Origin of the sequence: Nostoc paludosum FACHB-159 (assembly GCF_014698835.1) — a bacterium.
Lineage (GTDB): Bacteria > Cyanobacteriota > Cyanobacteriia > Cyanobacteriales > Nostocaceae > Nostoc > Nostoc paludosum.
On the sequence record NZ_JACJTU010000027.1, the window covers coordinates 74368 to 98372 of the forward strand.

Here is a 24005-nt window from a genome sequence, read left to right on the forward strand (position 1 = left end):
GACTGGGCGAGGGGCAGACAGGGCAGAGGAGATACAGGAGTGTGGAAAGAAAGGGAGGAAATATTTCTTCCCCATCCTCCTACACCTCCCGCACCTTCCAATGCCCAATTCCCAGTCGCCAATCGCCAATCCCCAATCCCTTTTACTCAACAACAAACATTATGACCATACCAACTACTAAACTCGGTAAAACTGGATTAACTGTTTCCCGCCTCTGTCTGGGCACCATGACCTTCGGATTACAGACAGAGGAAGAAGTTTCCAGGCAGATCCTTGACACCGCGGCTGATGCTGGAATCAACTTTTTGGATACAGCCGATGTTTATCCCCTTGGGGGTGGTCTTGCTACTGCTGGTAGCACTGAAGAAATAATTGGGCGGTGGTTGAAAGGGAAGCGCGAACATTTTATTGTGGCTACCAAGTGCGTAGGTCGGGTAGGCCCTGCGCCTTGGGATCAGGGTGCTTCGCGCAAACATATTTTGGATGCGATCGATGCTTCTCTAAGACGACTGCAAACAGATTATATCGACTTGTATCAATTGCACTCCGATGATACATCAACCCCCCTTGATGAAACTCTAGAAGCGTTAGATACGGTAGTTCGTGCTGGTAAGGCACGCTACATCGGGGTTTCTAACTTCTTGGCTTATCGACTCAGCCGTGCTTTAGGTCGCGCTGAGGTGCGTAATCTAACTCGTTTCGTGTCGATTCAACCCCGCTACAACCTATTATTCCGCGAAATTGAGCGGGAACTATTGCCCCTGGCGCAAGAAGAAGGACTCGGTGTAATTCCGTACAATCCCTTAGCTGGTGGTTTGCTCAGCGGCAAACACAGCCTTGCTCAAGGCCCCACCCCAGGTACACGTTTCACCTTGGGTGCCGCCGCAGAACGTTATCAAGAACGCTATTGGCGCGATCGCGAGTTTAATACTGTAGAGGAATTACGCACAGTAGCGGAGTTTGCCGGATTATCGCTGACTACCTTAGCAGTAGCTTGGGTTGTAGCTAATCCGATTATCACCGCCCCGATTATTGGTGCTAGCCGTCCAGAACAACTTGCTGACACCCTCAAAGCTGTGGAAGTCAAACTCGATGACAATTTGAAACAAAAATTAGATGACCTCACGGCCGAGTATCGCAGAGGAGATTCTCTACGTTAGGGATGGAGGCAAAGAGGGCGGAGGAAGCAGGGTAAAAGGTTAAAGGAAAAAGGGGAAAAGGGATAAATTTAACCTTTCCCAATGCCCAATGCCCAATGCCCAATGCCCAATGCCCAATGCCCAATGCCCAAATAAATATTAAAATTTCAAATGGTATTAACTATGATTAAACGCCGTCGTTTTCTCAATGTTGCTACATCAGGCATATCTGGTTTTTCTCTGGCCTATCTGTTAGGAAGTTGCAGCCAACAAAACCAACAAAATATATTAAACAGCGCAACTGGCAGTTCAAGTTCCCTCGATATTAAAACCAAGGTTCTCCGTATGGGGTATCAGAGTGCAGGGGATCTTGTGAGAAATCGGAAAGTATTAGAGAAACGCTTGGAACCGCTGGGAATTAAAGTTGAATGGGCACAATTTGTCCAAGGGCCACAACTTATGGAAGGAATGGCTGCGGGAAGAGTTGACGTAGGATCGGTGGGGGAAACGCCGCCAATTTTTGCCCAAGTAGCTGGATCAGACTTGGTTTATGTCGTGGGTACGCAAAGAAACAAAAGAACAGGAAGAAGTAGTGTTATTGCTGTACCTCCAGAGTCCCCTTTGAAAAAATTTGAGGAGATAAAAGGGCAAGAAGTTTATTTTCAAAAAGGCTCGGCATCGCACTATTTTATTCTTAGAGCTTTGCAGTCAATTGGTTTGACTATCAAAGATATTAAAATCAAAAGTATACCGACTATTGAGGCGCGAGCTGCTTTTATCGAAGGTAAAATTCCGGTTTGGATGACAGGAGATCCGCATTATGCGATCGCTGAAAAAATGGGTCGAATTCGTGTCCTCAGAGATTCTGTTGGTCTAGATTCTCCTGGTGCTTATTACATTGCTGACAGGAAGTTTGCCGAACAAAATCCTGGTTTACTAAAAATTCTCATTGAGGAACTTCATGGTCTTGATAAATGGGCAGAAGCGAATCGAGATGAAGTGAAAAAATTGATGATTACTGAACAAAAACTAGATGAGGACGTAGCCGCAAGGGTGATGTCTCGTCGTACTTTTGTAGGGCGCAGAGGACTTAGCGAGGCACTGATCGCAGAACAACAACGTGTAGCGGATTTGTTCTTTCAAGAGGGTGTCATACCAAAGAAAATTAACATTCGGGATGCGTTACTTCCGCCTGATTTATATGCTGCAATTACGCCCGCTGAAATTATGGTTTAGAAACTACAGACTAGTAGTTTTTGACTACTCTATTTAACGCTAGAGGGCGGCTACAGAAGCCGTCCTATTTTTGTTTTACAGAACGGTTTGCTAGTACGAGAACAACTTTTATGACAAAAAAGGTCAGAATTTCTAAATCTTTTCAACGTGCTGCTGATGCACCAAATTTACCTAATACGACCTTCAGGTTCATTTGTTATTTCGTGAACCAGTTCCGCTGGTGGTATTTAGCAATGGTAATCCTGGAGGCAACACACGCAACCTGTGGTATTATGTTGCCCTATGCCATTGGCGAGATCATTCGGAGTGTTACGCGATCTACTGGTGACAGCAAGTCCATTTTTGAGGCTGTCAGCCAACCGCTAATGTTGTTCACCGCTTTGAGTGTGGGTGAAGTGGTATTCGGGCGATCGGCTGGACTTTTGCAAACTATTCTCCATCCCATCCACCGACAGCACATAGTCCGCTCCCTATATGCCTATTTGCAACACCATTCCCATCGTTACCTAAGTAGTAGTTTTGCTGGGGCATTGGCGCATCGCATCGGCGAAACCTCTCTGGGTGTTACCCAGACGATGCAAATGCTGATTACTGAATTTATGTCTGTAATCATCGTGTATATTGTATCCGCGATTTTACTGTATCGCGCCTATCCGCCCCTTGCTGCATTTGTGGGCACGTGGGCAGTTCTGTTCATCAGTATTTCCTTCTGGCTGGCAACTCGCTGCCGAATTTACTCCCGCAGAGCCGCAGCCGCAAGAAGTGAGACAACTGGGATCATCGTAGATGCGGTGACAAATCTCAGCAGTAGCCGATTGTTTGCTCGTCTTGATTTTGAGCGCCGCTATTTGAATGAGCAATTAAAGTACGAAATCAAAGAGGTGAGAAAGTCTAACTGGTACTCGGAGAGAATTCGCTGGTTTCAGTTCATCTCAGCAGCGATTCTAAAAATCGGGACTTTGTATTACTCGCTTTCGCTTTGGAGTCAAGGGCTAATTGCTACTGCTGATTTCGTTGTGGCAACTAGTCTGTCACTGTTGATTATCAGTGAAGCCCGTAATTTGAGCCGACGGTTTCTAGAATTCTTTGAACATATTGGCAATGTCGCCAATGGTGTCTCCGTAATTGTTCAACCCCATGAGTTAATCGATCGCGATAAAGCGATCGCTCATCCCATTACCCAAGGTAAAATCGAATTCCGGCAAATTTATTTCAGTTATGCGGCTGGCAAACAAGTCTTTGAAAATCTTTCCATCACCATCCAACCAGGCGAACGTGTCGGCTTGGTGGGCTTTTCCGGCTCTGGAAAATCTACCTTTGTGAATTTAATTTTGCGCCTTTTTGACCCACAATCAGGGCAAATTCTCATTGATGGAGTCGATATTCGAGATATGACTCAGAATGCCCTACACGCTCAAATCGGCTTAATTCCCCAAGATCCCTCTCTATTCCATCGCACATTGATCGAAAATATTCGTTACGGACGCATAGATGCAACCGACGAGGAAGTGATTGAGGCAGCACGAAAAGCCTATGCTCACGATTTTATCGCCCAAATGAAGGAGGGTTATAATTCTTTGGTGGGCGAACGCGGTGTTAAATTGTCTGGAGGGCAGAGACAGCGAATAGCGATCGCGCGGGTAATCCTCAAAAATGCACCGATTCTGATCCTAGATGAAGCCACCTCTAGTCTCGATTCCATCACCGAAAAAGCGATCCAAGATACCCTAGACTCAGCAATGGATGGCAAAACCGTGATTGTGGTAGCTCATCGTCTCTCTACCATTGCCCATCTAGACAGAATTTTGGTCTTCGACCAAGGTCAGATTATCGAAGATGGTACTCACGCCAAACTCCTGGCACGACGCGGTGCTTACTACAGACTATGGAAAATGCAGGCGGGTGGATTCCTGCCTGTAGAAGTTAGTAAATAGGGCATTGCCCGAATTTCTCACAAGAGGTGGAAGGTGTGGGGAGTGTGGGGAGTGTGGGGGGTGTGGGGAGAGATTTCTTCCCCATCCTCCCACACCTCCCATGCCCAGAGAAGTAAAAACTGCTATATTAAAACTTTTCGAGAAATGACAAGGAACGGCATCGGTATTCGCACGGCGCAAGTGCGTCAGGAACGGCTTGTTGGTCAAATTCACGTCTATGATGGTGCGGGGAAAGGTAAGTCTCAGGCGGCTTTAGGGGTAGTTTTGCGCTCGATTGGGTTGGGAATTAATACACCTACTAATTCCAACCGGGTTTTACTGCTGCGGTTTTTAAAGGGGCCTGAGCGTGATTATGATGAAGATGGGGCGATCGCAGCTCTGCAACGTGGCTTTCCCCATTTAATTGACCAGGTTCGGACTGGCAGAGCCGAATTTTTTGGGCCAGAAGAAATTACTACTTTTGATAGAGATGAAGCCGCACGGGGTTGGGATGTGGCCAAAGGTGCGATCGCCAGCGGTTTATATTCAGTTGTGGTTTTGGATGAAATTAACCCTGTATTGGATTTGGGTTTGCTGCCAGTGGATGAAGTGGTATGCACGTTAAAATCTAAACCCCAAGAGTTAGAAATCATTGCTACCGGACGCGCTGCACCACAAAAGTTGCTCGATATTGCAGATTTGCACTCAGAAATGAAACCCCACCACCACCCAACTGCTAAAGCACTTTTACTTAATGGTATTGAAATTTATACTGGTGCTGGTAAAGGTAAATCTACGAGTGCTTTGGGTAAAGCCTTGCAGGCTATTGGTAGGGGAATAAATCATCCAGGTTCTACGCGTGTATTAATTATGCAGTGGCTCAAAGGTGGTAGTGGTTATACTGAAGACGCAGCGATCGCCGCTTTGCAGCAGTCATATCCAGAAGTGGTGGATCATCAGCGTTGTGGTCGAGATGCAATTGTTTGGCGGAATTCCCGGCAAGAATTAGACTACGTAGAAGCCGAACGGGGTTGGGAAATTGCTAAAGTTGCGATCGCTTCTGGGTTGTATAAAACAATTATTCTCGATGAACTCAATCCCACAGTTGACCTGGAACTACTCCCCGTTGAACCCATTGTCCAAGCTTTGCTCCGCAAACCCCGCGACACTGAAATTATTATCACTGGTCGCTGTCAAAATCAACCGACATACTTTGATTTGGCTAGCGTTCATTCAGAGGTTTACTGCCACAAGCACTATGCAAATCAAGGCGTAGAACTCAAACGGGGAGTGGATTTTTAGATTAAGTATCGGACAAAGGAGCAGGGGGGAAAGACTGCTCCAATTTCTCTTCTGCTCCTCTAATCTTCTTTTTGGCATATTAACTTTTTTCAGAATAACAGGCGACAATATTCCGTATATTTACCTGATTTTGTACTTAAGTACGGGCTTTTCGGTATATTCATCACTGGTATCCAGAAACTTTCGGCATAACATCCAATGAGGAGATTAAACCGAAATTTTCTGAATCTTATATGGAACAAAGCCCAAAAAATTAAACATTATTCGTACAAAACAAAAAAAAGCTACATTGGCTGGATTGTACGCTATATATTTTTGCATCATCAGCGTCAGTCAAAGGATATAAAAAGTGTTGAAATCAAGGTACTTTTAACAGATTTGGCAGTTAGTAAACAAGTTGCTACATCTATTCAAAACCCACCTTGAACTCTACATAAACAATAGACATCTTCGGAAATGAATGTAGAGACGTAGCACTGCTAATGTCTCTACAAGGGTTCTGGATAACGTATATTTCATTTCTGGAGATGTCTAATATTTAGAGAAAGGCTGTAGTAAATTTATTTACCAAAAGAAGGGCTTTATAGCTCTTAATCCTTAACTTTTTATTTGCAAATGATATACAAACCCCGTCAACAAAAGCTGTTGAAATCCATCGCATTATTCTTAATTGCAATATTTCTGCAATTTTTGTTTTACATCCCGACACCAGTCTTATCCCAAAATTCCAATAACTGTAGCAATATTACAGTTCCTCTGACACCTGAAGAACAAACTTACGCTCGTGCTGCTTGGCAGTATTTTGTGAAAAATTATCAGCCAGCAACGGGATTTACCAATTCTACTGGGGGTTATCCTTCTGGTACCCTTTGGGATATGGGGAATTACCTGATGGCGTTGAATGCTGCACGCTGGTTGAATCTCACTGACCAAGCAGACTTTGATGCTCGCCTGAATAAGTTTTTGACGACTCTGAGCAGCCTAAAGTTATTTGAGGATGCCTTACCAAATAAAGTCTATAACGCAGCCACCGGACAGATGGTTGATTATGGCAATAATCCCATTGAACGGGGTATTGGCTGGTCTGCTTTGGATGTTGGTAGAATCCTGGCTGCGTTTGATGTAATTCGCAGCTGTCATCCGCAATATAATGATTGGCTCAAGGGCATTGTAACGAAATGGCAGGTAGCGCGATCGCTCAAAGACCAACAACTTTTTGGTGCTACTGTTCTTGCTGACAACAAAACATTACTGGTGCAAGAAGGACGACTCGGCTACGAAGAATACGGTGCTAGAGGTTATCAACTTTGGGGTTTCTCTGCGCCAAAAGCTATTGCTCTTGAGCCGTTTAAGTTAGTGGAAATTAATGGCGTGCAAATTCCCGTTGATACCCGTGATTTTCAAAGCACAAACGCCAATAATTATGTTGTGAGTGAGTCTTATATTCTTGATGGCATTGAATTTGGCTTGCAAGGTCAGTTAGCTGATTTTGCTGCTAGAGTCTTAGATGTGCAAAAACGGCGTTACGATACTACAGGCCAGTTGACTGCGGTTACAGAAGACAATATTGACCAAGCACCTTATTTTCTCTACAACACTGTCTACGCCAACGGTACAAACTGGGCAACAATTACCGACGCTAATCAGCCTTACCCACAATTTCGCAGTATCAGCACCAAAGCTGCTTTTGGTTGGCACTATCTTTTTCCAGATAATGCTTATGCCCAAAAACTTTTTGATGCTGTCAAGGATCTCCGCAGTCCTGATGATGGTGGCTATTATGCTGGTATTTATGAAGAATCAAAGCAACCCAATAAAGCTTTGACAGGTAATACTAATGGGCTAATTTTGGAGATTTTATACTACAAAGCTAGGGGAAATCGCCCATTAATTGCCTCTGGTTCTGTCAATGTCTCTACTGGTAAACCCAGTGAAAATGTAACACCCTCAAATCCAGCGAATTCTAGTGTTACAGTTCCTACCCCAACTCCTGCGGACACTTCTAAAATTACAGAAGTGGCTGTTGCACCGATTCCACCAGTGGGTAGTCCGCAACCATCATCTAACCTGAAACTAAAAAGACCACTGTCAGTAATTGAACGACGCTATGCAGAGGCGGCTTGGCGATACTTTCAAGCAAATTATCATTCCAAAAGTGGGCTAATTGACGATCGCAGCGATTTCAAAGGTGCAACTCTCTGGGGCTTAGGCGATTATCTCGCAGCCCTCCATGCGGCGCGATCGCTGGATATAATTAACCCCAAAGAATTTGACGGACGCACCCGACATTTATTAGCAGCCTTGACAAAATTACCTTTATTTGCAGGGGAGTTACCGAGTCGGGGTTACGATACTAGAACGCTGCAATCAGTAGATTATGGTGGAAATCCCATTGCAGAAGGAAATGGTTGGTCGGCTTTAGATTTGGGCAGGATGCTGGCGGCGCTTTATAACTTGAAAACCTGTCATCCAGAATACACGGCTGCGGTAGATAAAATTGTGCTGGATTGGTCATACTTGCGTGTGGTACGAGAAGGTATTCTTTCGAGTGCTACTGTTAGCAAAGAGGAAGATGGGCGATATCTTACTCGCGTCAATCCTGAAACCCGTTTAGGTTATGAAGAATATGCCGCTCGTGCTTTTCAATTATGGGGGTTTAATGTTGAGGGTTCTGCTGTTGGTGGTGAATATCAAACAGCCTCAGTAGAGAAAGTGAAAGTACCAATTCAACGCCGCCGCACAGACACTAACTCCAAAAACCAATATACAGTTAGCAATCCTTTCCTACTCTATGCTTTGGAATTCGGATTAGATCCACAAATGCGATCGCTTTTTGAGCCGATTTTCCAAGCGCAAGCCGAACGTTACCGTCGCACCGGCACTCTCACAGCCTCAGCTACTACCCTAATCGATCGCAAGCCTTACACTGTCCACAGTACAATTACTGGGGAAGGCGATGCTTGGGTAGCTTTAGGAGATGACGGTCAACCTGTACCCAAGGGGCGATTGGTAAGTACAGCAGTAGCTTTTGCTTATCATGCTTTGCTTCCAGAAAATAAGTATAGTCAAGAATTACTACAAGCAACGACTGATTTATACAATCCATCGGCTGGATTTTATGAAGGCTTCTATGAAACCACAGGTAAAACAGCAGTTGGTTTCACTAGCAGCACCAACAGTATGATTTTGCAATCCTTGTTGTACAAAGTTATGAATGGACAACCTCTAATTCGTCCGACTACCACCATGAAATCTCCCTGGTGGGCCGCAGTAACTAAGGGTAATTCTGGGCGAGGTTTACCCAACACCGCAATCCAACGAACAAAGTTAATTTCTGATGGTTCAGGAAGTTACTGGGCTTCAACAAGCAAAAATACTTCATTAGTAACTCGTACAAAAGAATAAATTGAATATTCTGACGTAGCGGTAATTCATGTAGACGCGAAGCGGCTTCTACCGCTACTTTCGTTATCTTTTGCGTAAGCCCTGACTGTAATGACAAAGCTGTGGTTGTTAATAACCAGTTGTATTTGGGAATACTTGTACATGAGTGAATGTAGTCATATCATGTCCGCCTAATCACTTATCAAAAAAACTCTCCGCGTCTCCCATACCCTTTGGGATGTTGCTAAATGCAGCGTCGCTTTTAAAAGAAGTTCTGACCTAACAAAGCCTTATATAGCAATCCGGTTTGATTGATGAACTTTATCTATGTGGGTAGGCAAGAGGGTTATAGAAGATTAAAGGGTACGGAATTTTGTTCAAAAATCAAATAGGAGTCCTATACCAATTTGAAAAATGATTGCGACACATGGATAGCTAAAAGCGATTATTACTAACTATTTCACAATCCAAAATATTACTAAGATGACATCAGTTTCTATTATTGATAACTCCGCAAATTTTTCTGGTAACAGCCGTTCGTTACTCAAAAAAAGAACGCTGTTATTTCGCTATTTGGCAGAAATCAATTTAATTTTTGGTATCTGGTATTTGCAGTGGCGTATCACTCATTCAATTAATTTTGATGCACTTTGGATTTCTATCCCGTTGCTAATAGCAGAAATATATAGTTATTTCGGTGGAGTAATGTTTGTAATTGGATTGTGGCGGCCTTTAGTTAGACAAATTAAATCTCTTGACCAGATGACTCCATCGATACCTAGATCTGATTGGCCAACAGTGGATGTCTTTATAACGTGTTACAACGAGCCGCCGGAAATTGTAGAAGAAACTGCCAAAGCTGCTTTAGCAATGGATTACCCGCCAATCAAGTTACGTGTTTATGTGCTAGATGATGGTAACTCCGCTGATATGCGAGCAATGACCGAAAGATTGTGTATTGAGGATTTGCAGTCATCACAACTACAGCAGGAAGCAGAAAGAATTGATGCAGAACACTGTTGTTTATTGGAACGCTTGAAGCAACTGGAAAATCTCACACCTAATACCCAAGCTGCTGAAGAATGGTTGCAAGCATCAGAGGGAAACGAGTTTGGTAGCGAATTTGTGAAGAGTCTGCGACAGTTTATTCTTTGGTTACCTCCACAGCATCAAAGTATAACGGAACGCCTGATTACCGAACGCAAAGCCTTAGAAGAAGCTATTCGCAAAAAAGAACTAGAACTAGTTGAACTGGCTCGTTTTCGCTACATTGCTCGTCCTAAGCCAGCCGGTGTACCCCACCACGCTAAAGCGGGTAATCTCAATTACGCAATTTTTTCTGGGGAAACTTCCGGAGAGTTTATTCTCACCTTAGATGCTGACCATATTCCCAAACCACAATTTATTAAGCGAGTTCTACCTTATTTCTACACTTATAATCTCTTCACAGGGAAATATGACCAGAATCAAATTGCTTTTGTCCAAACCCGCCAGGATTTTTACAACATTCCTCAGGGCGATCCTTTTGGACATCGAGCGAATTTATTTTATGGCCCGCTGCAACAAGGTAAAGATGGCATGAATGCTGCTTTTTATACAGGCACAAATGCACTTTTGAGGCGGGAAGCACTGATTAGTGTAGGACTGCAATATTTTGCTGATGAATTTGCCAAAGATGAAAAACGTTTAAATGAATTTCAATTAATTGGTGGCGTATCCAGCAACAGTATTACAGAAGATATGAATACTGCAATGCGTCTACATGGCGCTGGATGGAAATCTATTTATCATCATGAATTGCTAGCAGAAGGTCTAGCACCAGATGACCTCAGTTCTACTCTTAAACAACGGCTGCGCTGGGCACAAGGAACTATTCAAGTGCTACTGAGAGAAAATCCATTAACAAAACCAGGGCTAAGCTTTTGGCAGAGATTACATTATTTTAAAACGATGTATAGCTATTTTTCTGGTTTTGCAACTCTGGTTTTTATTTCTTGTCCAATTATCTATTTTTTTACCGATATTATTCCAGTTAAAACCTATGGCCCGGACTTTGCCATACACTTTTTCCCAGCTTTTATTATCAATCGCTTGACTTTCTTTGCAGCCACTTGGGGAATTCCTGCTGGAGAAGTTTGGCGTTCAGAACAATACGCGATCGCTCTATTTCCCTTATTAATCCAAGCGGTATGGAGTGTATTTACAGGACAAAAACTCAATTTCCAAGTAACGCCTAAACAACGACAATCTGGCATTTATATCCGGCTAGTTTGGCCACAGGTTATTGTTTTTATCTTGACCATTCTGGGAATATTATGGAGCCTTTATCGGTTCGCGATCGGGCATTTGAATTATCCTGAAGTTCACTTACTCAATGGTGCATGGGCTATTTATAATTTGTTACTTTTGTGGGCTATCATCCGCGCATCTGTTTGGCAACCTCCAAAAGAAGTGTAAGGGGAATTAGGGAGACGGGGGTAATAACTAATGACTAAAGCCATGAATACTCATTTACACTTTAACAACTTTGGGCAACGAACTGTGTTAACAATTTATGCTCATGCTGATGATGAAGTTCTACCTGCCGCTGGTACTCTGAGTCTGATGTCTAAAGCAGGGTGGAATGTTCGTTGCTTAATTTTGACTGATGGTAGTCTTTCTAGTTCATCTGTTAAGGGTACACGTCATCAAGAAGCAGATGCAGCTGGTAAAATTATCGGTGCAAATTACGAATTTTATGCGCTTGAAGAGTGCAATTTTTCAACACAAGCAGTGATTAAAGTTACTGAAGAAGCTATTGAGCATTGGCATCCGGATTTGATTATTACTCACGCACCACAACCTGAAAAATATGGACATAGAGATCATGAAGTGTGTGCCATCGCAGTTTCTAATGTTGCTACCCGCAAAAACATACCTTTGTGGTATTCAGCACCGCCTGTTTTTTTACGTGGTTTTGAACCCAATTTTTTTGTCGATATAACTTCTGTCATTGAGGAAAAAATTGCCGCTATTGGTTGTTATGAATCAGAAGCAAATAAAGCATTTATGCAACTCGATGCTATACTTGTTTTGTCTCGATTTTGGGCGCGTGAATTAGGTCAAAAAGATGGATATTTTGAAGCTTTTGAAATTTCTCGGCAATGGGTTGATGCTAGCTTTTTTAGTGCGATCGCTAATAGTAATAAAATAGAATATGGCTTTTTCAGCTAATCTGCTGAAAAATTTTACTATAGTTATTGGTCATTGGACAAATGATTAAAGCTCAAAACATACCTAGTGAATCATATTACAATATTTATATATTTTAATAATGTTTGAATTCATAACTTTATAAACAAAAATATTTCTATAGCTATTGCAGTTTGTCTTAATTAGATGCCAAAATAATAATATATTTCAAACAAAAAATTGGAGAATTAATCCATGAATATGAGTGTAACTATACTAGAATTGTCTGGAATTTTAGATGGTATTAGGGGTAATGAATTGCGCCGTGAAGTTAGTAATGTTGTGGACACTGGAACAAATATTTTATTGTTAGATTTAAAAAATGTAAAGTTTATTGATAGTTCTGGTTTAGGTGCTTTAGTATCAGCAATGCAAATAGTACGAAAAAATGATGGGCAACTTTTTATCTGTTCGATAAACGAGCAAGTTAAAATGTTATTTCAACTAACTAAAATGGATAGGATTTTTCAAACTTTTGCTGACCAAGAGGAATTCAATCGCCAAGTACTAGCAAAGCAAAATTAAATATGCTAATTTAGTTTGCTTTTACAATTTACTTGCTTCTATAAACGAGTACGTAAAAACGCAATTAATCGCATCTATAAAGAATAAACAATCAAACTGTTTGAGTTTAAAGCAAGTTTTTTCATACAATTGAATAGAGGTTATATATCTACATTTAAAGTTACTAGCCAAAGTTAACCTTTACTAAAGATAAATCATCATTAAGATTATCTTGAGCATTGAAACCGAGAATATTTGTTAATAATTGATTGAGGTTACAGATATCTGTTTGGCTATATTTCATTAGCTTACTAATGAAAGCATCAAGACCTAAAATCTTGCCATCTGGCTGATTAATTTCATAAGCTCCATCGCTAAATATATATAAATTACTGTTTTCTTTGACTTCAAGAACAGCATTTTCAAATTCAATATCAGGTAAAAAGCCAATTGGTAAATCTAAAGAATTTAGCTGTTGAATTTCGATATTTGCTATAGAGTTACTAGATAAAAGTAAAGCGGGTGGATGTCCAGCGTTGGCGTAAATAAGTTGGCGTTTGAGGCGGTGATAAACTCCATACCAAATTGTGAAGTATTTATCACCATGTTTCCTCATCTGGAAGGCGTGATTTAGGGCTTTTAGGACTTCACTGGGTTGAGAAAAGTTGGTGTTTGGTAGAGATTGCGATCGCAATACATTCAGCACCGATACAGACAACAGTGCTGAACCAACTCCGTGTCCTGATACATCTAGTAAATAAATTGCTAAGCGATCGTCATCGATCCAATTATGGCCAAAGGAATCACCCCCTAGCTGCGCTGAAGGAATAAACAAATTTTCTGTAGTTACTGTTCCTACGAGGGGTGAAGGTAGAAGCGATCGCACGTAATCAGCTGCTTGAGCCAATTCTGTTTCTAAAATTTGCTTTTGGGTTCGTAAATCCTGATTGAGTTCTTCCAAAGCTTGCTTTTTACTTTGTAAATCCTGATTTAGCTGATATAACCTTAATCCTGCTCTGACTCTTGCTTTCAATTCATTCATCTCTATTGGTTTCGAGATAAACTCATCTGCTCCAGCGTCAAGTCCCCTGACTCTATCATCTTCCTCTCCTCTAGCTGCTCCTCTAGCAGTCAATAAAATAAAAAACGTAGTTGCCAACTCTGGAGCCGATCTAATTCGCCGACAGACTTCTAGCCCATCTAATTGGGACATCATCCAATCACAAATAATCAGAGCAGGATGCAGCAGTTGTGCTTGTGTAATTCCTTCTTCACCATTACTAGCTACGGTAACATCATAACCCTGCTTTTTGAGCGTGCTTTTGAGTACTGCTCGGACTGTAGGATCGTCATCAATAACCAAAATTTTAAACATAAATTATACTGGCAAACAAATAGTTGATGTAATTTAAGTTATATGAAATTTATTTTGTTATGTATAGTGAAAATACTCAAATTAAATAAACTAATTAGCGAATAAGATGATTGCAAAATATTTGATTTTTCATAATGAATAAAAAAATCTATCTGAAAGTGAACACAGATCTAACAGCCTCGCCTGAAGTTCTATCTTGGTTTGAGCAGATGAATCAACCAAGCCTTCCCGATAAACAAATTTGGTGGCAATGTCAAACACTTTTGATAGAGGGCTTTACTAATATTGTTGAACATGCCCATAAAAATTTACCCGTTGAAACTCCAATTGAGATGGAAGCTGTGCGTTTAAATGAATATATAGAAATTCGCATTTGGTCTCAGGGCGAATGCTTTGATTTGGAGGAACAATTGCGGCAAACATCAGAATTTGAAGATAATGGCCAAGAACGCGGACGCGGTTTAAAAATCATGTCTGCTATTGCCGACAAGTTAAGCTATGAGCGGACAATAGATAATCGTTATTGTTTATTTATTAGCAAGTATTACTAATACATAGACAAATTTCAAGAATTTTAAGTACACAAAAATTAGTTTAAAATTCAGCTATAACTTTATTTTATTTCTAAATTCTACTGTATTTTTTTTATTAGCCATACTAAAATTTTGGGCAATGCGGCGAGACTCTATATTTTACAAACTTTTTCAACAATCCCCCTCTTTGCTGTTTGAGATATTGACAAATCCTCCAATTAATGGCGATGCTTATCGATTTGATTCAGTCGCCGTTAAAGAACCCAAATTTGAAATAGATGGAGTATTTCTACCACCAGAAAACGCTGGTGCGGGAGTAGTATATTTTTGTGAAGTGCAGTTTCAAAAAGATGAACAACTGTATGAAAGAGTATTCGCCGAATCATCGTTATATTTTTATCGCAACCGTGCAAGATTTAGTGATTGGCAAGCAGTAATCATTTATCCTTCACGTAGTATTGAACAAACTGACATTCATCCTCATCGGGGATTTCTTAATAGCACTCAAGTACATCGGGTGTATTTAGATGAATTGGGAGACATTCGGCAACTACCTATATGGGTAGCATTGATGGTATTAACCACAGTAGAGTCAGAAAAAGCACCAGAGGAAGCCAGGTATTTGTTAAGTAGAACCCGTCAAGAAGTTGCTTCTGAGTCAAGTGGCGCCATAATAGATATGATAACGACGATAATGGTTTACAAATTTGAACAATTAAGTCGAGCTGAGGTAGAGTCTATGCTAGGGATAACACTCAAAGAAACGCGAGTTTATAGAGAAATCAAAGAAGAAGGAAGAGAAGAAGGAAGAGAAGAAGGACGCGAACAAGCAACAATTAATCTTATTATTCGACAGTTGAATAAGCGGTTTGGAGAACTGCCCCAAGACATGCGTTCCTGAATTATTGGTTTACCGTTGCCTGTTCTCGAAGATTTGAGCGAAGCATTATTAGATTTTACTAATGTAGATGATTTACAGGCTTGGTTGTCAGCACGATAATTAAGCTTCTATTTCGTGGCTAAAAACTCTTGGATGCGTTTAACAAACTCTTCTAACTCTGAAATTAAGTTATTAGTACCTCGACGCTCTTGGTTATGAGCTAGTTGTTCTAGTTTTTCCGCTGCCAAATGCATAGTTGTAACTCCCATATTGGCACTAGCACCTTTAATTTGATGGGCTTCGCGTGCAAGTTGCTCAAAGTCCAAAGCAGCGATCGCCATCTTAATTATCTCTATACGAGGTTGAATATCTTCAACAAATATTTGTAGTAATTCTATTTCAAATTCTGAATTATTTTCTGAGAGTTGATGCAAGCGTTCCCAATCAATTGGTAGTTCAAGTAAACCGATATTTGTTGTCGAAATCGTTTCTTCGCAGGCAAAAATTTCTTTTGGCAATATCAGCATTGCCCAATGGTCTAAAGCGGCCGCTAATTTTTCCTTCATAACTGGCTTGCTCAAATAGTCATCCATGCCTGCATCTATACACATTTGTTGGTCTTCTTTCATAGCATTAGCTGTCATCGCAATCACCACAGGACGACGACCACTTGCAAAGTTATTTTCTTGCCAACGATGAATTTCTTTTGTAGTTTCTAAACCATCAAGAACTGGCATTTGGCAGTCCATTAAAATTAAATCGTAGGGAATTTTTTCTAATAACTGCAAAACTTCTTGACCATTACCGGCAACATCAGCGCTGTAGCCAAGACTTTGGAGTTGTTTCAAAGCTACTTTCTGATTTACTAAATTATCTTCTGCTAGGAGAATTCTTAATTTAGGAAAGTTAGAAGTCGGGGAAGGAGATTCACAGACGCGGGGCCACGGGGACGCAGGGAATGTACTAAATAGATTCTCCGCGTCTTCCATTCTCCGCGCCCCCCGAAGTTCAGATCGCCGGAAGCCTGCGCTGTGACTTCTCTCTGTGTCTTCTTCTTCTGTTCCTAAAATAGTCACGATCGCATCAAAAAGTCGAGACGGCTTCACAGGTTTAACCAAATAAGCAGCAAATCCGATTTTTAGCGCTCGTTGGATTTCATCGCGTTGATTAGTAGAGGTGAGCATAACCAAAGGTAAATGTGCGATCGCTGAATCTGCTTTAATTTGCTCTCCCAAAGTCATGCCATCTATTTCTGGCATCTGCATATCAATCACAACAATGTCATACAAGCATTTGTGCTTGGCAGCTTCTTGAATAGCTTTCAGGGCAATAGTAGCCGAAGCAGCTCGATCTACTACCATCCCCCAGCGAGTGGCTTGATACTGGATGATTTTACGATTTGTAGGGTTATCATCGACTACCAATAAACGCCGATTAGCTAGAACAGTGGGATCGTGTATTGAAGAAATAGGATGAAGCTGCTTGGGGAAAGTTATTTCAAACCAAAACTTAGAACCTTTGCCTACCGAACTTTCGACACCAATTTCTCCTCCCATCAACGTCACTAGTTGTTTGCAGATGGCTAATCCCAAACCTGTGCCGCCATACTTGCGGGTGGTGGAAGCGTCTACTTGGGTAAATGGCGTAAAGAGTTTCCATTGGTCTTCAGAGTTAATGCCAAGACCAGTGTCTGTAATGGCAAAATTAATGGTGGCAGTATTGGAAGTTTGCGATCGCACTTCTACTCTTACTATCACCTCTCCACTGTTGGTGAATTTAATGGCGTTGCTGATTAAATTCATCAGAATTTGCCGCAAACGACCAGCATCACCTTGCAGATGGGTGGGAACGTTGGGATAAATTAAGGCTGCAATTTCTAATCCCTTTTTATGGGCTGGGGGTGCTAATAATTCCAACACCTCTTCCACACAGGTAGATAAGTCAAAATCTAAAGTTTCTAAAACCATTTCCTCAGCCTCAAGTTTGGATAAATCCAAAATTTCGTTAATTAGGCTTAACAAAGCATCTCCACTAATACGAATTGTTTCGATAAAATCCCGTTGCTCTGAGTTGAGTGGAGTTTCTAACATTAAACCTGTCATCCCCAATACAGCATTCATGGGAGTACGAATTTCGTGGCTCATGTTGGCTAAAAAAGCGCTTTTGGTTTTAGAAGCTAATTCAGCTTCATGACGCGCAACTTCGAGTTCTCGTCGCTGCTGAGTTTCTGCATCTAACATTTGAGCTTGGGCTAAGGCGATACCTACTTGGTCAGCTATTTGCCGCAAAAGATGAGTTTCAAAACTAGACCATTGCCGAGAACTACCGCACTGATGAACAATCAGCAAACCGCAGAGTTCTTCTTTGACAAGAATGGGTACAACTAAATGAGATTTGACTCCAAATTGTTGGAGTAATTCTATGTGATTTTTTTGGACTTCACCCAGATCCAAATCTGCTAGCTCCGAATTCCGTTTTTGACGATACTGCTGTAGATAATACTGTTGTAAATATTCTCCCCGAAAATAACTTTCTGTAAGCTTTTTCTCTTTGATTGTCAGCCAGCCAGAAACCACTGCTTCGACGATGGTGGTTGTAGATCCATCCGGCAAAGGCTGATAGATTAAGACTCGATCGCTATGGAGAATTTTTTGTACTTCCGTAACAGCGATTTGGAGAATTTCTTTAATTTGCAAAGACTGGCGAATCTTTAGGGTGATTTCAGTAAATAATTGCGATCGCAAGTTTTGGCGTTGCAGTTCTTCTTCTGCCTGTTTGCGCTCAATAAACTGCCCGACTTGCTCGCCAATGGAATTCATCACTTTTACCAAATCTGAGTCAGGTTGCTGGATTTCATGGCTAAAACAAGTAATCACACCAAGGATTTTTTGACTCCCCCGAATCGGAAAACCGAAAGCTCCATGCAGTCCGGCTTTGGCAGCGATTTTCAACCGCACGAAATTCCGATCTTCAGAAACATCAGCCATCCAAACAGGTTTAGCATCAGCCCAAACACGACCAGGCAGGCCAATTCCTGGGGCAAATGTGGTTTTCCGACTGAGTAGTTTAAATTCCTCCATCTCTAATGATGTTTTATACCAGCTATCGAAAAAAGCCAGTATATTGGCTTGCCGATCTACCATCCAAATTTCACTCACAGTGGCTCCCAAACTTTCGCAGATTCCTTGTAATATTTGGTGCATGGCTTCCTTGATAGTAGTAGACTCTGCTAAAGCACGGGTTGTAGCATACTGGGCTTTGAGATGCTGTTCTGCTCGTTTGCGCTCGGTGATATCAATACCTGTGGCAACAATGTATTCAATACGACCCTCATAGTCTTGCAAAATAGTGTTAGTCCATGCAATTAGCCGCCGACTACCATTTTTCATCACCCAATAGCTTTCGTACTTTTTTGAGCCTTCACCAGTCCGCAGTCGTTCAAAAGCTTCTTTTACCGGCTCTACCTGTTCCGCAAGTAGAAACAGATTCCAGAAATGCCTCCCTCTGACTTCATCAAATGAGTAACCAGTTGTTTGTTCGCAAGCTTGATTGAAGCGAACAATTTGTCCTTGTGCATCGAGAACTATTACCAAAGCGCTGGCTGTATCAAGAACTGCTGAAATAAAGTTGCGTTCTTTATTCAGTGCCTCTTCTGTGAATTTACGCTCCTTTACCTCACGATAAATAAAGTAGTAGACTATGGCCAGAATCAGGCAACTTAAGCAAACTGCGATCGCCTGCATCACAATCGTATTGCTGACACTGGTTTTAGTTATTTTTAATTGCTGCTGAAGCTGTTGCTGTTCCTCGTTTTCCATTTCATAAATGATATTGCGAATATCATTCATAAAGTTATTTCCCTGGTCTGTTTTGATTACCTCTAATGCAGCATCTAATCCTTGAGCCTGGCGTAAGTCGATAGTCTTTTTGAGTTCATTCAGCTTGAGAATTATTAGCGGTTCAAGAGTGTCGAGTTGTCTGAGTTGTTGAGGATCGTTTGTTGTTAATTTTCTTAATTGCTGAATTTCTGGAGCAACTTTGACAACTGCTGTTTGATATGGTTCCAAATACGCATCGTTTCCAGTGAGTATATATCCGCGTTGTCCCGTTTCAGCATCCTTGATATTAGAAAGGAGTTCTTGCAAACTATTAATTGTCACTTGAGTGTTGAGCAAATTTTTACTCGTATTAATCAACACTTCTGTACTTTGATATGAGAGCGTCGCAATCAGAACTAAAATAGTCAAGGCCAACCCAAATCCTTGGGCAATTCTTGTTAAAAATTGTTTGCGTACCTTTTGTGCTTGTTTACGTCTATCACTCGCCAAAACCAAACTTGCTAAAATGCGCCGCATTTCTAATTGCTTGATTACCTGGCGGCCTAGCATTCGTAATGCTTCAATTTGTTCTGGAGAGAGGTTTCTGGGTACACGATCGATTACACAAAGCGTTCCTAATCCATATCCTTCGGGATTTGTCAACGGTACACCAGCATAAAACTGTACATGAGGATCTGAGGTAACTAGCGGGTTTGTGGCGAACCTTTCGTCTTTTGTGGCATCAGGTACAACAAAAACCTCAGGTTGCAGAATTGCGTGGGCGCAGAAAGCCAGATCTCTAGGAGTTTGTAGGGCATCCAAGCCAACTTTTGACTTGAACCACTGGCGATCGCGATCGACTAAACTGATTAAGGCAATAGGGGTTCCACAAATATATGAAGCTAGACGAGTTAGGTCGTCAAAAGCAGCTTCCGAAGGAGTATCGAGGATTCTATACTGTAAAAGAGACTCAATTCGCTGTGTTTCGTTTTCTGGTAATGGTGCTTTCATCATTCAGAATTCAGAATTCAGTAGTTAGGAGTTAGCAGTACAGACGCGATGAATCGCGTCTGTACAAGAGAGACAAGATTAATCGCGTCTGTATAAAAGTTGGGAGTTTGGAATTCCAAGAGTTTGATAGTCAAGTTTTATAGTTTCAAAAAGATTAAAAAATTAAAAATCTAGAGCACGCGTGATTTTATATTTATTCTGAATTCTGACTTCTGAATTCTGAATTGTTTATTTGCTAAAATTTGACACGCAATTGTCCTGTAAAAGAGTTACCGCCGTAAGCCCTTTCTCCTGTATCTTGATTGCGGACATTACTGAAGCTATAGCCCAAATCTGCTTCAATATTCGGTGATAGCTTTACCGTACAGCGTGTTTGATAGGTATTGGCATTATCGAATTCACCTTTAAGTCGCTGTCTTCCTAAATTTGCAGCTAGGCGACAGCGTAAGAATTTAGTAATATCTCCTTCCCAAGCCACTTCAGCGTTGTAAACTAGGAAATCTGGTGGTGAAAAATAGCCACTTGTGCCTTCTAAATCGCGATCGTAACTCCAATTAAATAAGTTAGCTGCTAAAGAAAATTGGCCGAATTTACGCTCTAACCTACTAAAAGTTTGTACCTCAGAGTTACCATCGTTGTAGTTACCCAAACGCAAAGAAGAAAACAAGCTGGTGTTTCGATCGATTTGCCAGAATAAATCAGGCCCAAATCGCCAACTACTAATTTCGTTTTCTAAAGTTCGGGCATTGGATTTATAAGGGCCTTGTTCTAAATTACCGGATAATACTAATAGCGATCGCAATTGTCCTGATGGCGAAACTCTCGCTGGCACAATCGGAACTTCCACCTTAGCATTGAGATTCATCGCCGCCGGTAAACGATCGAACACATCAACTCCAGCTGCTGCTTGTAGCGTCACTTGTCCAATTTTTCCCTGCCATCCAACTTGCAAGGGAAAATTACTAACTGATTCAACACCACGTTGATCGAAGAAATCAAAACCCGTCTTCAAAAAGATTTTATTGCCATTTCTTAATCGAAACTGAAGCGTTGGTTCAATAAATAAATTTGTTTGCCCAAAGTTATCTGTGTCATAACGATAGTTCGTATCAATACTTTCTAAAACTACATTTGGTGTTGTTGGTTCAATAGAAGGTGTTGGAGGCCTTGAATTTTCTGGTGGCTTTGGCTTCGGTCGCGGTGGTTGCTGCCGTAAATCAGGATTGAAGTTTTCCGGTGCCGCAATCAAAAATCGATGGGGTAGAGGTTTGGAAAGTTCTAAGTGATACTGATTTATATTTAATGGCGAAGAAGAGAGAGATTTAGTGTTTTCATGGAGTTGGGCCGCTTGTAACTTAACTTCACAGAATGCCCAAATACCTACACTTAAGATGACTCCCAATTGAATTTGTAAGTATCCCAAAATATACTTAGTAAAAGCATATCGATAAATAAAGAGATAACGTCTAAAACTATCTGCCATCAGCCGATACTGTAGGTGTATATCAATGAAAAACTAGCTGCCAAAAAAATTTTCTGGCTGCTAGTTCGTGTATTCTGCTTGGATTATGATGCCCACAATATATGCTGACTACAGCGATTTTCACATGATAGGTTTACGGAACTTTTTTAAAAATCAAATTAAGGCAAGGAAACTTCTTGCATACGAGAATATAGACAATTCAATCAAGTTTGCTCACTGCGACGGTGATTAGCGGCTTGCAATAACAAAGATTCGGCAAAAGCGATCGCATCACTCGCTGATTTTCCACCAGCTAATTGCGCTAATTCTTCCCGGCGAGTAGTTAAATTATCTAAAGCTGTAACTCGCACAACGGTACGTTGTTCTACGCTGCCATTGTTAGCTTTTTTACCTTTACCTTGACTAATAGTTTGCTTATCTACCCGAAAATGCCGGTCTGCCATTGCTGCAACTAAGGGTTGGTGAGTAACACATAATACTTGGTTGCGTTGGCTGAGTTGGTGTAATTTTTCGGCGATCGCTTGGGCAACTCTTCCAGAAACCCCCACATCAATTTCATCAAATACCATTGTCCCGGCTGCATCAACCTGAGAAAAACAAGCTTTCAATGCCAGTAAAAAACGGCTCATTTCTCCACCAGAGGCAATTTCTGTTAAAGGTTGCAGTGGTTCTCCGGGGTTGGGACTAAACATAAAGGTAATTTTATCTGCCCCCATAGCAGTTGGAGAAGTTGGCAAAATTTCAACTTGAAATTTCACCTTTTCCATTGCTAAAGGTTTGAGTTCAGATATCAAACGTGATTCTAAATTAGCAGCCGCCTTACTCCGCAGTTGAGTTAATCGAGCGCTGGCTTCGGTAAGTTTCTCAAAACACGCCTTTTCTTGCTGTTCTAAACTTTCGATAGATTGTTCACTGTCATTAAGTTGGGCTAATTCTGATTGAATACGCTGGTAATAGGCGATCGCTTCTGTTAATGTCGGCCCATACTTGCGGCAAATTTGCTTTAATTCCCGAACCCGTTCTTCTACTTCTTCTAACCGCTGGGGATCGGCTTCTAAACTGTCACCATAAGCATTAATTTGCCTTCCCACTTCCATAACTGCTGCTTGGGCATCCCTAACTAATTCCAATAAAGGTTGCAGTTGGGTGTCATATTCCACCATTTCATTTAATGTCGCTTCGCTGTCTCCCAATAAATCTGCGGCGGCGGGAGTTTCATCATCATTTTGATACAAAGCCTGATAAATTTTGTAGCTCATTTGTTGCAAATCAACTACATGATTCAGGCGTTCGCTCTCTTGTGCCAACTGTTCCAATTCATTGGGTTCGCTAAGATTTGCTGCTCCCAATTCTTGCACTTGATAGGTAAGCAAATCGAGTTGTTGCAAACGTTCCCGTTCTGATGTCCGGCGTTTTTCCAATGCTAAATGCGCTTGTTGGTAAGCACTAAAGCTACTGGCGACCTTATGGCGTTGATGCATCAACGAGTCACCGCCATATAAATCCAACCAATCCCGGACTTGGGCAGATTGTCCGACTTGCACCGTTTGACCTTGGGCTGTGATTTCCACCAAGCGATCGCGCAGTCCTCCCATAATCTGCCGATTTACCAACACACCATTCACCCGCGATCGGCTGCGGACATTACTAGCTGTGGCGGAGATTTCTCGGCTAATAACTACGGAATTTTCATCAAGCAAATCGATTTCCTGTTCCGTCAACCAAGCAGCTAAGGGGGCGTTTGAAGTGAAAGTAGCTTCTACCATTGCCCGATTGCTACCTGTACGAATCACTCGACTAGAGACTTTACCTCCCAAAGCGGCATCAATAGCATCCAAAATAATTGATTTCCCAGCGCCGGTTTCACCCGTCAACACATTGAGTCCTGCGCCAAATTCTAATTCCAGTTCGTCAATTAAGGCAAAGTTTTCAATTCGCAAACAAAGCAACATTGAGCCAAAGTCTCCTTCCGTTGTGCTGAGTGCCTAGTCGTGAGTAGAAAGAAAATTTCGGAGTTAGTTAGTAAGGCTGCATGTCTTTACTTTAAGACTTAGCACTTTTAACTCAGCACCGAGAAAGGCAGCAATACCTACTACTATTAAATTAATACGCCCATATTAGTGTAGCAAAGCAATGAAGAGTGGGGAATGGGGCATAGGGCATGGGGAGTGGGGACTGCGGATGAAGGAGACAAAT

General features: G+C 41.6%; 14 protein-coding genes and 1 pseudogene. 11 read left to right on the top strand and 4 right to left on the bottom strand.

What is annotated here, in order from left to right:
- Positions 1–161: 161 nt before the first annotated feature.
- The 9 genes from H6H03_RS24835 (at position 162) to H6H03_RS24875 (ending at position 12730) form a co-directional block, all read left to right on the top strand.
- Positions 162–1160, top strand: a complete 999-nt coding sequence (locus H6H03_RS24835) for an aldo/keto reductase (RefSeq protein WP_190957755.1) — start codon at positions 162–164, stop codon at positions 1158–1160.
- Positions 1161–1322: 162 nt separating this feature from the next.
- Positions 1323–2375: an aliphatic sulfonate ABC transporter substrate-binding protein gene (locus tag H6H03_RS24840; RefSeq protein ID WP_190957756.1), complete on the top strand. Its 1053-nt coding sequence runs from the start codon at positions 1323–1325 to the stop codon at positions 2373–2375.
- A gap of 110 nt (positions 2376–2485) precedes the next feature.
- Positions 2486–4309: an ABC transporter ATP-binding protein gene (locus tag H6H03_RS24845; RefSeq protein WP_190957724.1), complete on the top strand. Its 1824-nt coding sequence runs from the start codon at positions 2486–2488 to the stop codon at positions 4307–4309.
- 144 nt (positions 4310–4453) lie between these two features.
- Positions 4454–5590 (top strand): cob(I)yrinic acid a,c-diamide adenosyltransferase, encoded by a 1137-nt coding sequence (locus H6H03_RS24850; RefSeq protein WP_190957725.1) that lies wholly within the window; start codon positions 4454–4456, stop codon positions 5588–5590.
- 198 nt (positions 5591–5788) lie between these two features.
- A complete protein-coding gene (locus tag H6H03_RS42085; protein WP_190957726.1) occupies positions 5789–6016 on the top strand; it encodes a phage integrase N-terminal SAM-like domain-containing protein in 228 nt (75 codons plus the stop codon).
- Positions 6017–6205: 189 nt separating this feature from the next.
- On the top strand, positions 6206–8995 hold the full coding sequence (locus H6H03_RS24860) for a DUF3131 domain-containing protein (RefSeq protein WP_190957727.1): 2790 nt from the start codon (positions 6206–6208) through the stop codon (positions 8993–8995).
- A gap of 462 nt (positions 8996–9457) precedes the next feature.
- Positions 9458–11431, top strand: coding sequence for a glycosyltransferase (locus H6H03_RS24865; RefSeq protein ID WP_190957728.1), 1974 nt, complete (start codon positions 9458–9460; stop codon positions 11429–11431).
- A gap of 30 nt (positions 11432–11461) precedes the next feature.
- Positions 11462–12187 carry a PIG-L deacetylase family protein gene (locus H6H03_RS24870; protein WP_242058024.1) on the top strand — a complete coding sequence of 242 codons (726 nt, stop codon included), beginning with the start codon at positions 11462–11464 and terminating at the stop codon, positions 12185–12187.
- A gap of 213 nt (positions 12188–12400) precedes the next feature.
- A complete protein-coding gene (locus H6H03_RS24875) occupies positions 12401–12730 on the top strand; it encodes an STAS domain-containing protein (RefSeq protein ID WP_190957729.1) in 330 nt (109 codons plus the stop codon).
- 163 nt (positions 12731–12893) lie between these two features.
- On the opposite strand, the gene H6H03_RS24880 is transcribed toward H6H03_RS24875, so the two are convergent.
- Positions 12894–14084: a PP2C family protein-serine/threonine phosphatase gene (locus H6H03_RS24880; RefSeq protein WP_190957730.1), complete on the bottom strand. Its 1191-nt coding sequence runs from the start codon at positions 14082–14084 to the stop codon at positions 12894–12896.
- Between the two features lie 134 nt (positions 14085–14218).
- Here H6H03_RS24880 and H6H03_RS24885 point away from each other — a divergent pair, with 134 nt between their 5' ends.
- Positions 14219–14635 carry an ATP-binding protein gene (locus tag H6H03_RS24885; RefSeq protein ID WP_190957731.1) on the top strand — a complete coding sequence of 139 codons (417 nt, stop codon included), beginning with the start codon at positions 14219–14221 and terminating at the stop codon, positions 14633–14635.
- Between the two features lie 121 nt (positions 14636–14756).
- A pseudogene (locus H6H03_RS24890) lies at positions 14757–15617 on the top strand (Rpn family recombination-promoting nuclease/putative transposase).
- 8 nt (positions 15618–15625) lie between these two features.
- Here the strand turns inward: H6H03_RS24890 and H6H03_RS24895 are convergent.
- The 3 genes from H6H03_RS24895 to recN all read right to left on the bottom strand — a co-directional run bounded on the left by H6H03_RS24895 (position 15626) and on the right by recN (position 23761).
- Positions 15626–20326, bottom strand: a complete 4701-nt coding sequence (locus H6H03_RS24895; protein WP_190957758.1) for a response regulator — start codon at positions 20324–20326, stop codon at positions 15626–15628.
- A 235-nt stretch (positions 20327–20561) separates the two neighbouring features.
- Positions 20562–21809 (bottom strand): hypothetical protein, encoded by a 1248-nt coding sequence (locus tag H6H03_RS24900; RefSeq protein ID WP_190957732.1) that lies wholly within the window; start codon positions 21807–21809, stop codon positions 20562–20564.
- Positions 21810–22012: 203 nt separating this feature from the next.
- Entirely contained in the window at positions 22013–23761 is a 1749-nt protein-coding gene (gene recN, locus H6H03_RS24905) for a DNA repair protein RecN (RefSeq protein ID WP_190957733.1), read from the bottom strand.
- Positions 23762–24005: the final 244 nt, after the last annotated feature.

Coding starts and splice junctions, on each gene's coding strand:
- H6H03_RS24835 (WP_190957755.1), top strand. CDS start 162: ATGACCATACCAACTACTAAACTCGGTAAAACTGGATTAACTGTTTCC.
- H6H03_RS24840 (WP_190957756.1), top strand. CDS start 1,323: ATGATTAAACGCCGTCGTTTTCTCAATGTTGCTACATCAGGCATATCT.
- H6H03_RS24845 (WP_190957724.1), top strand. CDS start 2,486: ATGACAAAAAAGGTCAGAATTTCTAAATCTTTTCAACGTGCTGCTGAT.
- H6H03_RS24850 (WP_190957725.1), top strand. CDS start 4,454: ATGACAAGGAACGGCATCGGTATTCGCACGGCGCAAGTGCGTCAGGAA.
- H6H03_RS42085 (WP_190957726.1), top strand. CDS start 5,789: ATGAGGAGATTAAACCGAAATTTTCTGAATCTTATATGGAACAAAGCC.
- H6H03_RS24860 (WP_190957727.1), top strand. CDS start 6,206: ATGATATACAAACCCCGTCAACAAAAGCTGTTGAAATCCATCGCATTA.
- H6H03_RS24865 (WP_190957728.1), top strand. CDS start 9,458: ATGACATCAGTTTCTATTATTGATAACTCCGCAAATTTTTCTGGTAAC.
- H6H03_RS24870 (WP_242058024.1), top strand. CDS start 11,462: ATGACTAAAGCCATGAATACTCATTTACACTTTAACAACTTTGGGCAA.
- H6H03_RS24875 (WP_190957729.1), top strand. CDS start 12,401: ATGAATATGAGTGTAACTATACTAGAATTGTCTGGAATTTTAGATGGT.
- H6H03_RS24880 (WP_190957730.1), bottom strand. CDS start 14,084: ATGTTTAAAATTTTGGTTATTGATGACGATCCTACAGTCCGAGCAGTA.
- H6H03_RS24885 (WP_190957731.1), top strand. CDS start 14,219: ATGAATAAAAAAATCTATCTGAAAGTGAACACAGATCTAACAGCCTCG.
- H6H03_RS24895 (WP_190957758.1), bottom strand. CDS start 20,326: ATGAAAGCACCATTACCAGAAAACGAAACACAGCGAATTGAGTCTCTT.
- H6H03_RS24900 (WP_190957732.1), bottom strand. CDS start 21,809: ATGGCAGATAGTTTTAGACGTTATCTCTTTATTTATCGATATGCTTTT.
- recN (WP_190957733.1), bottom strand. CDS start 23,761: ATGTTGCTTTGTTTGCGAATTGAAAACTTTGCCTTAATTGACGAACTG.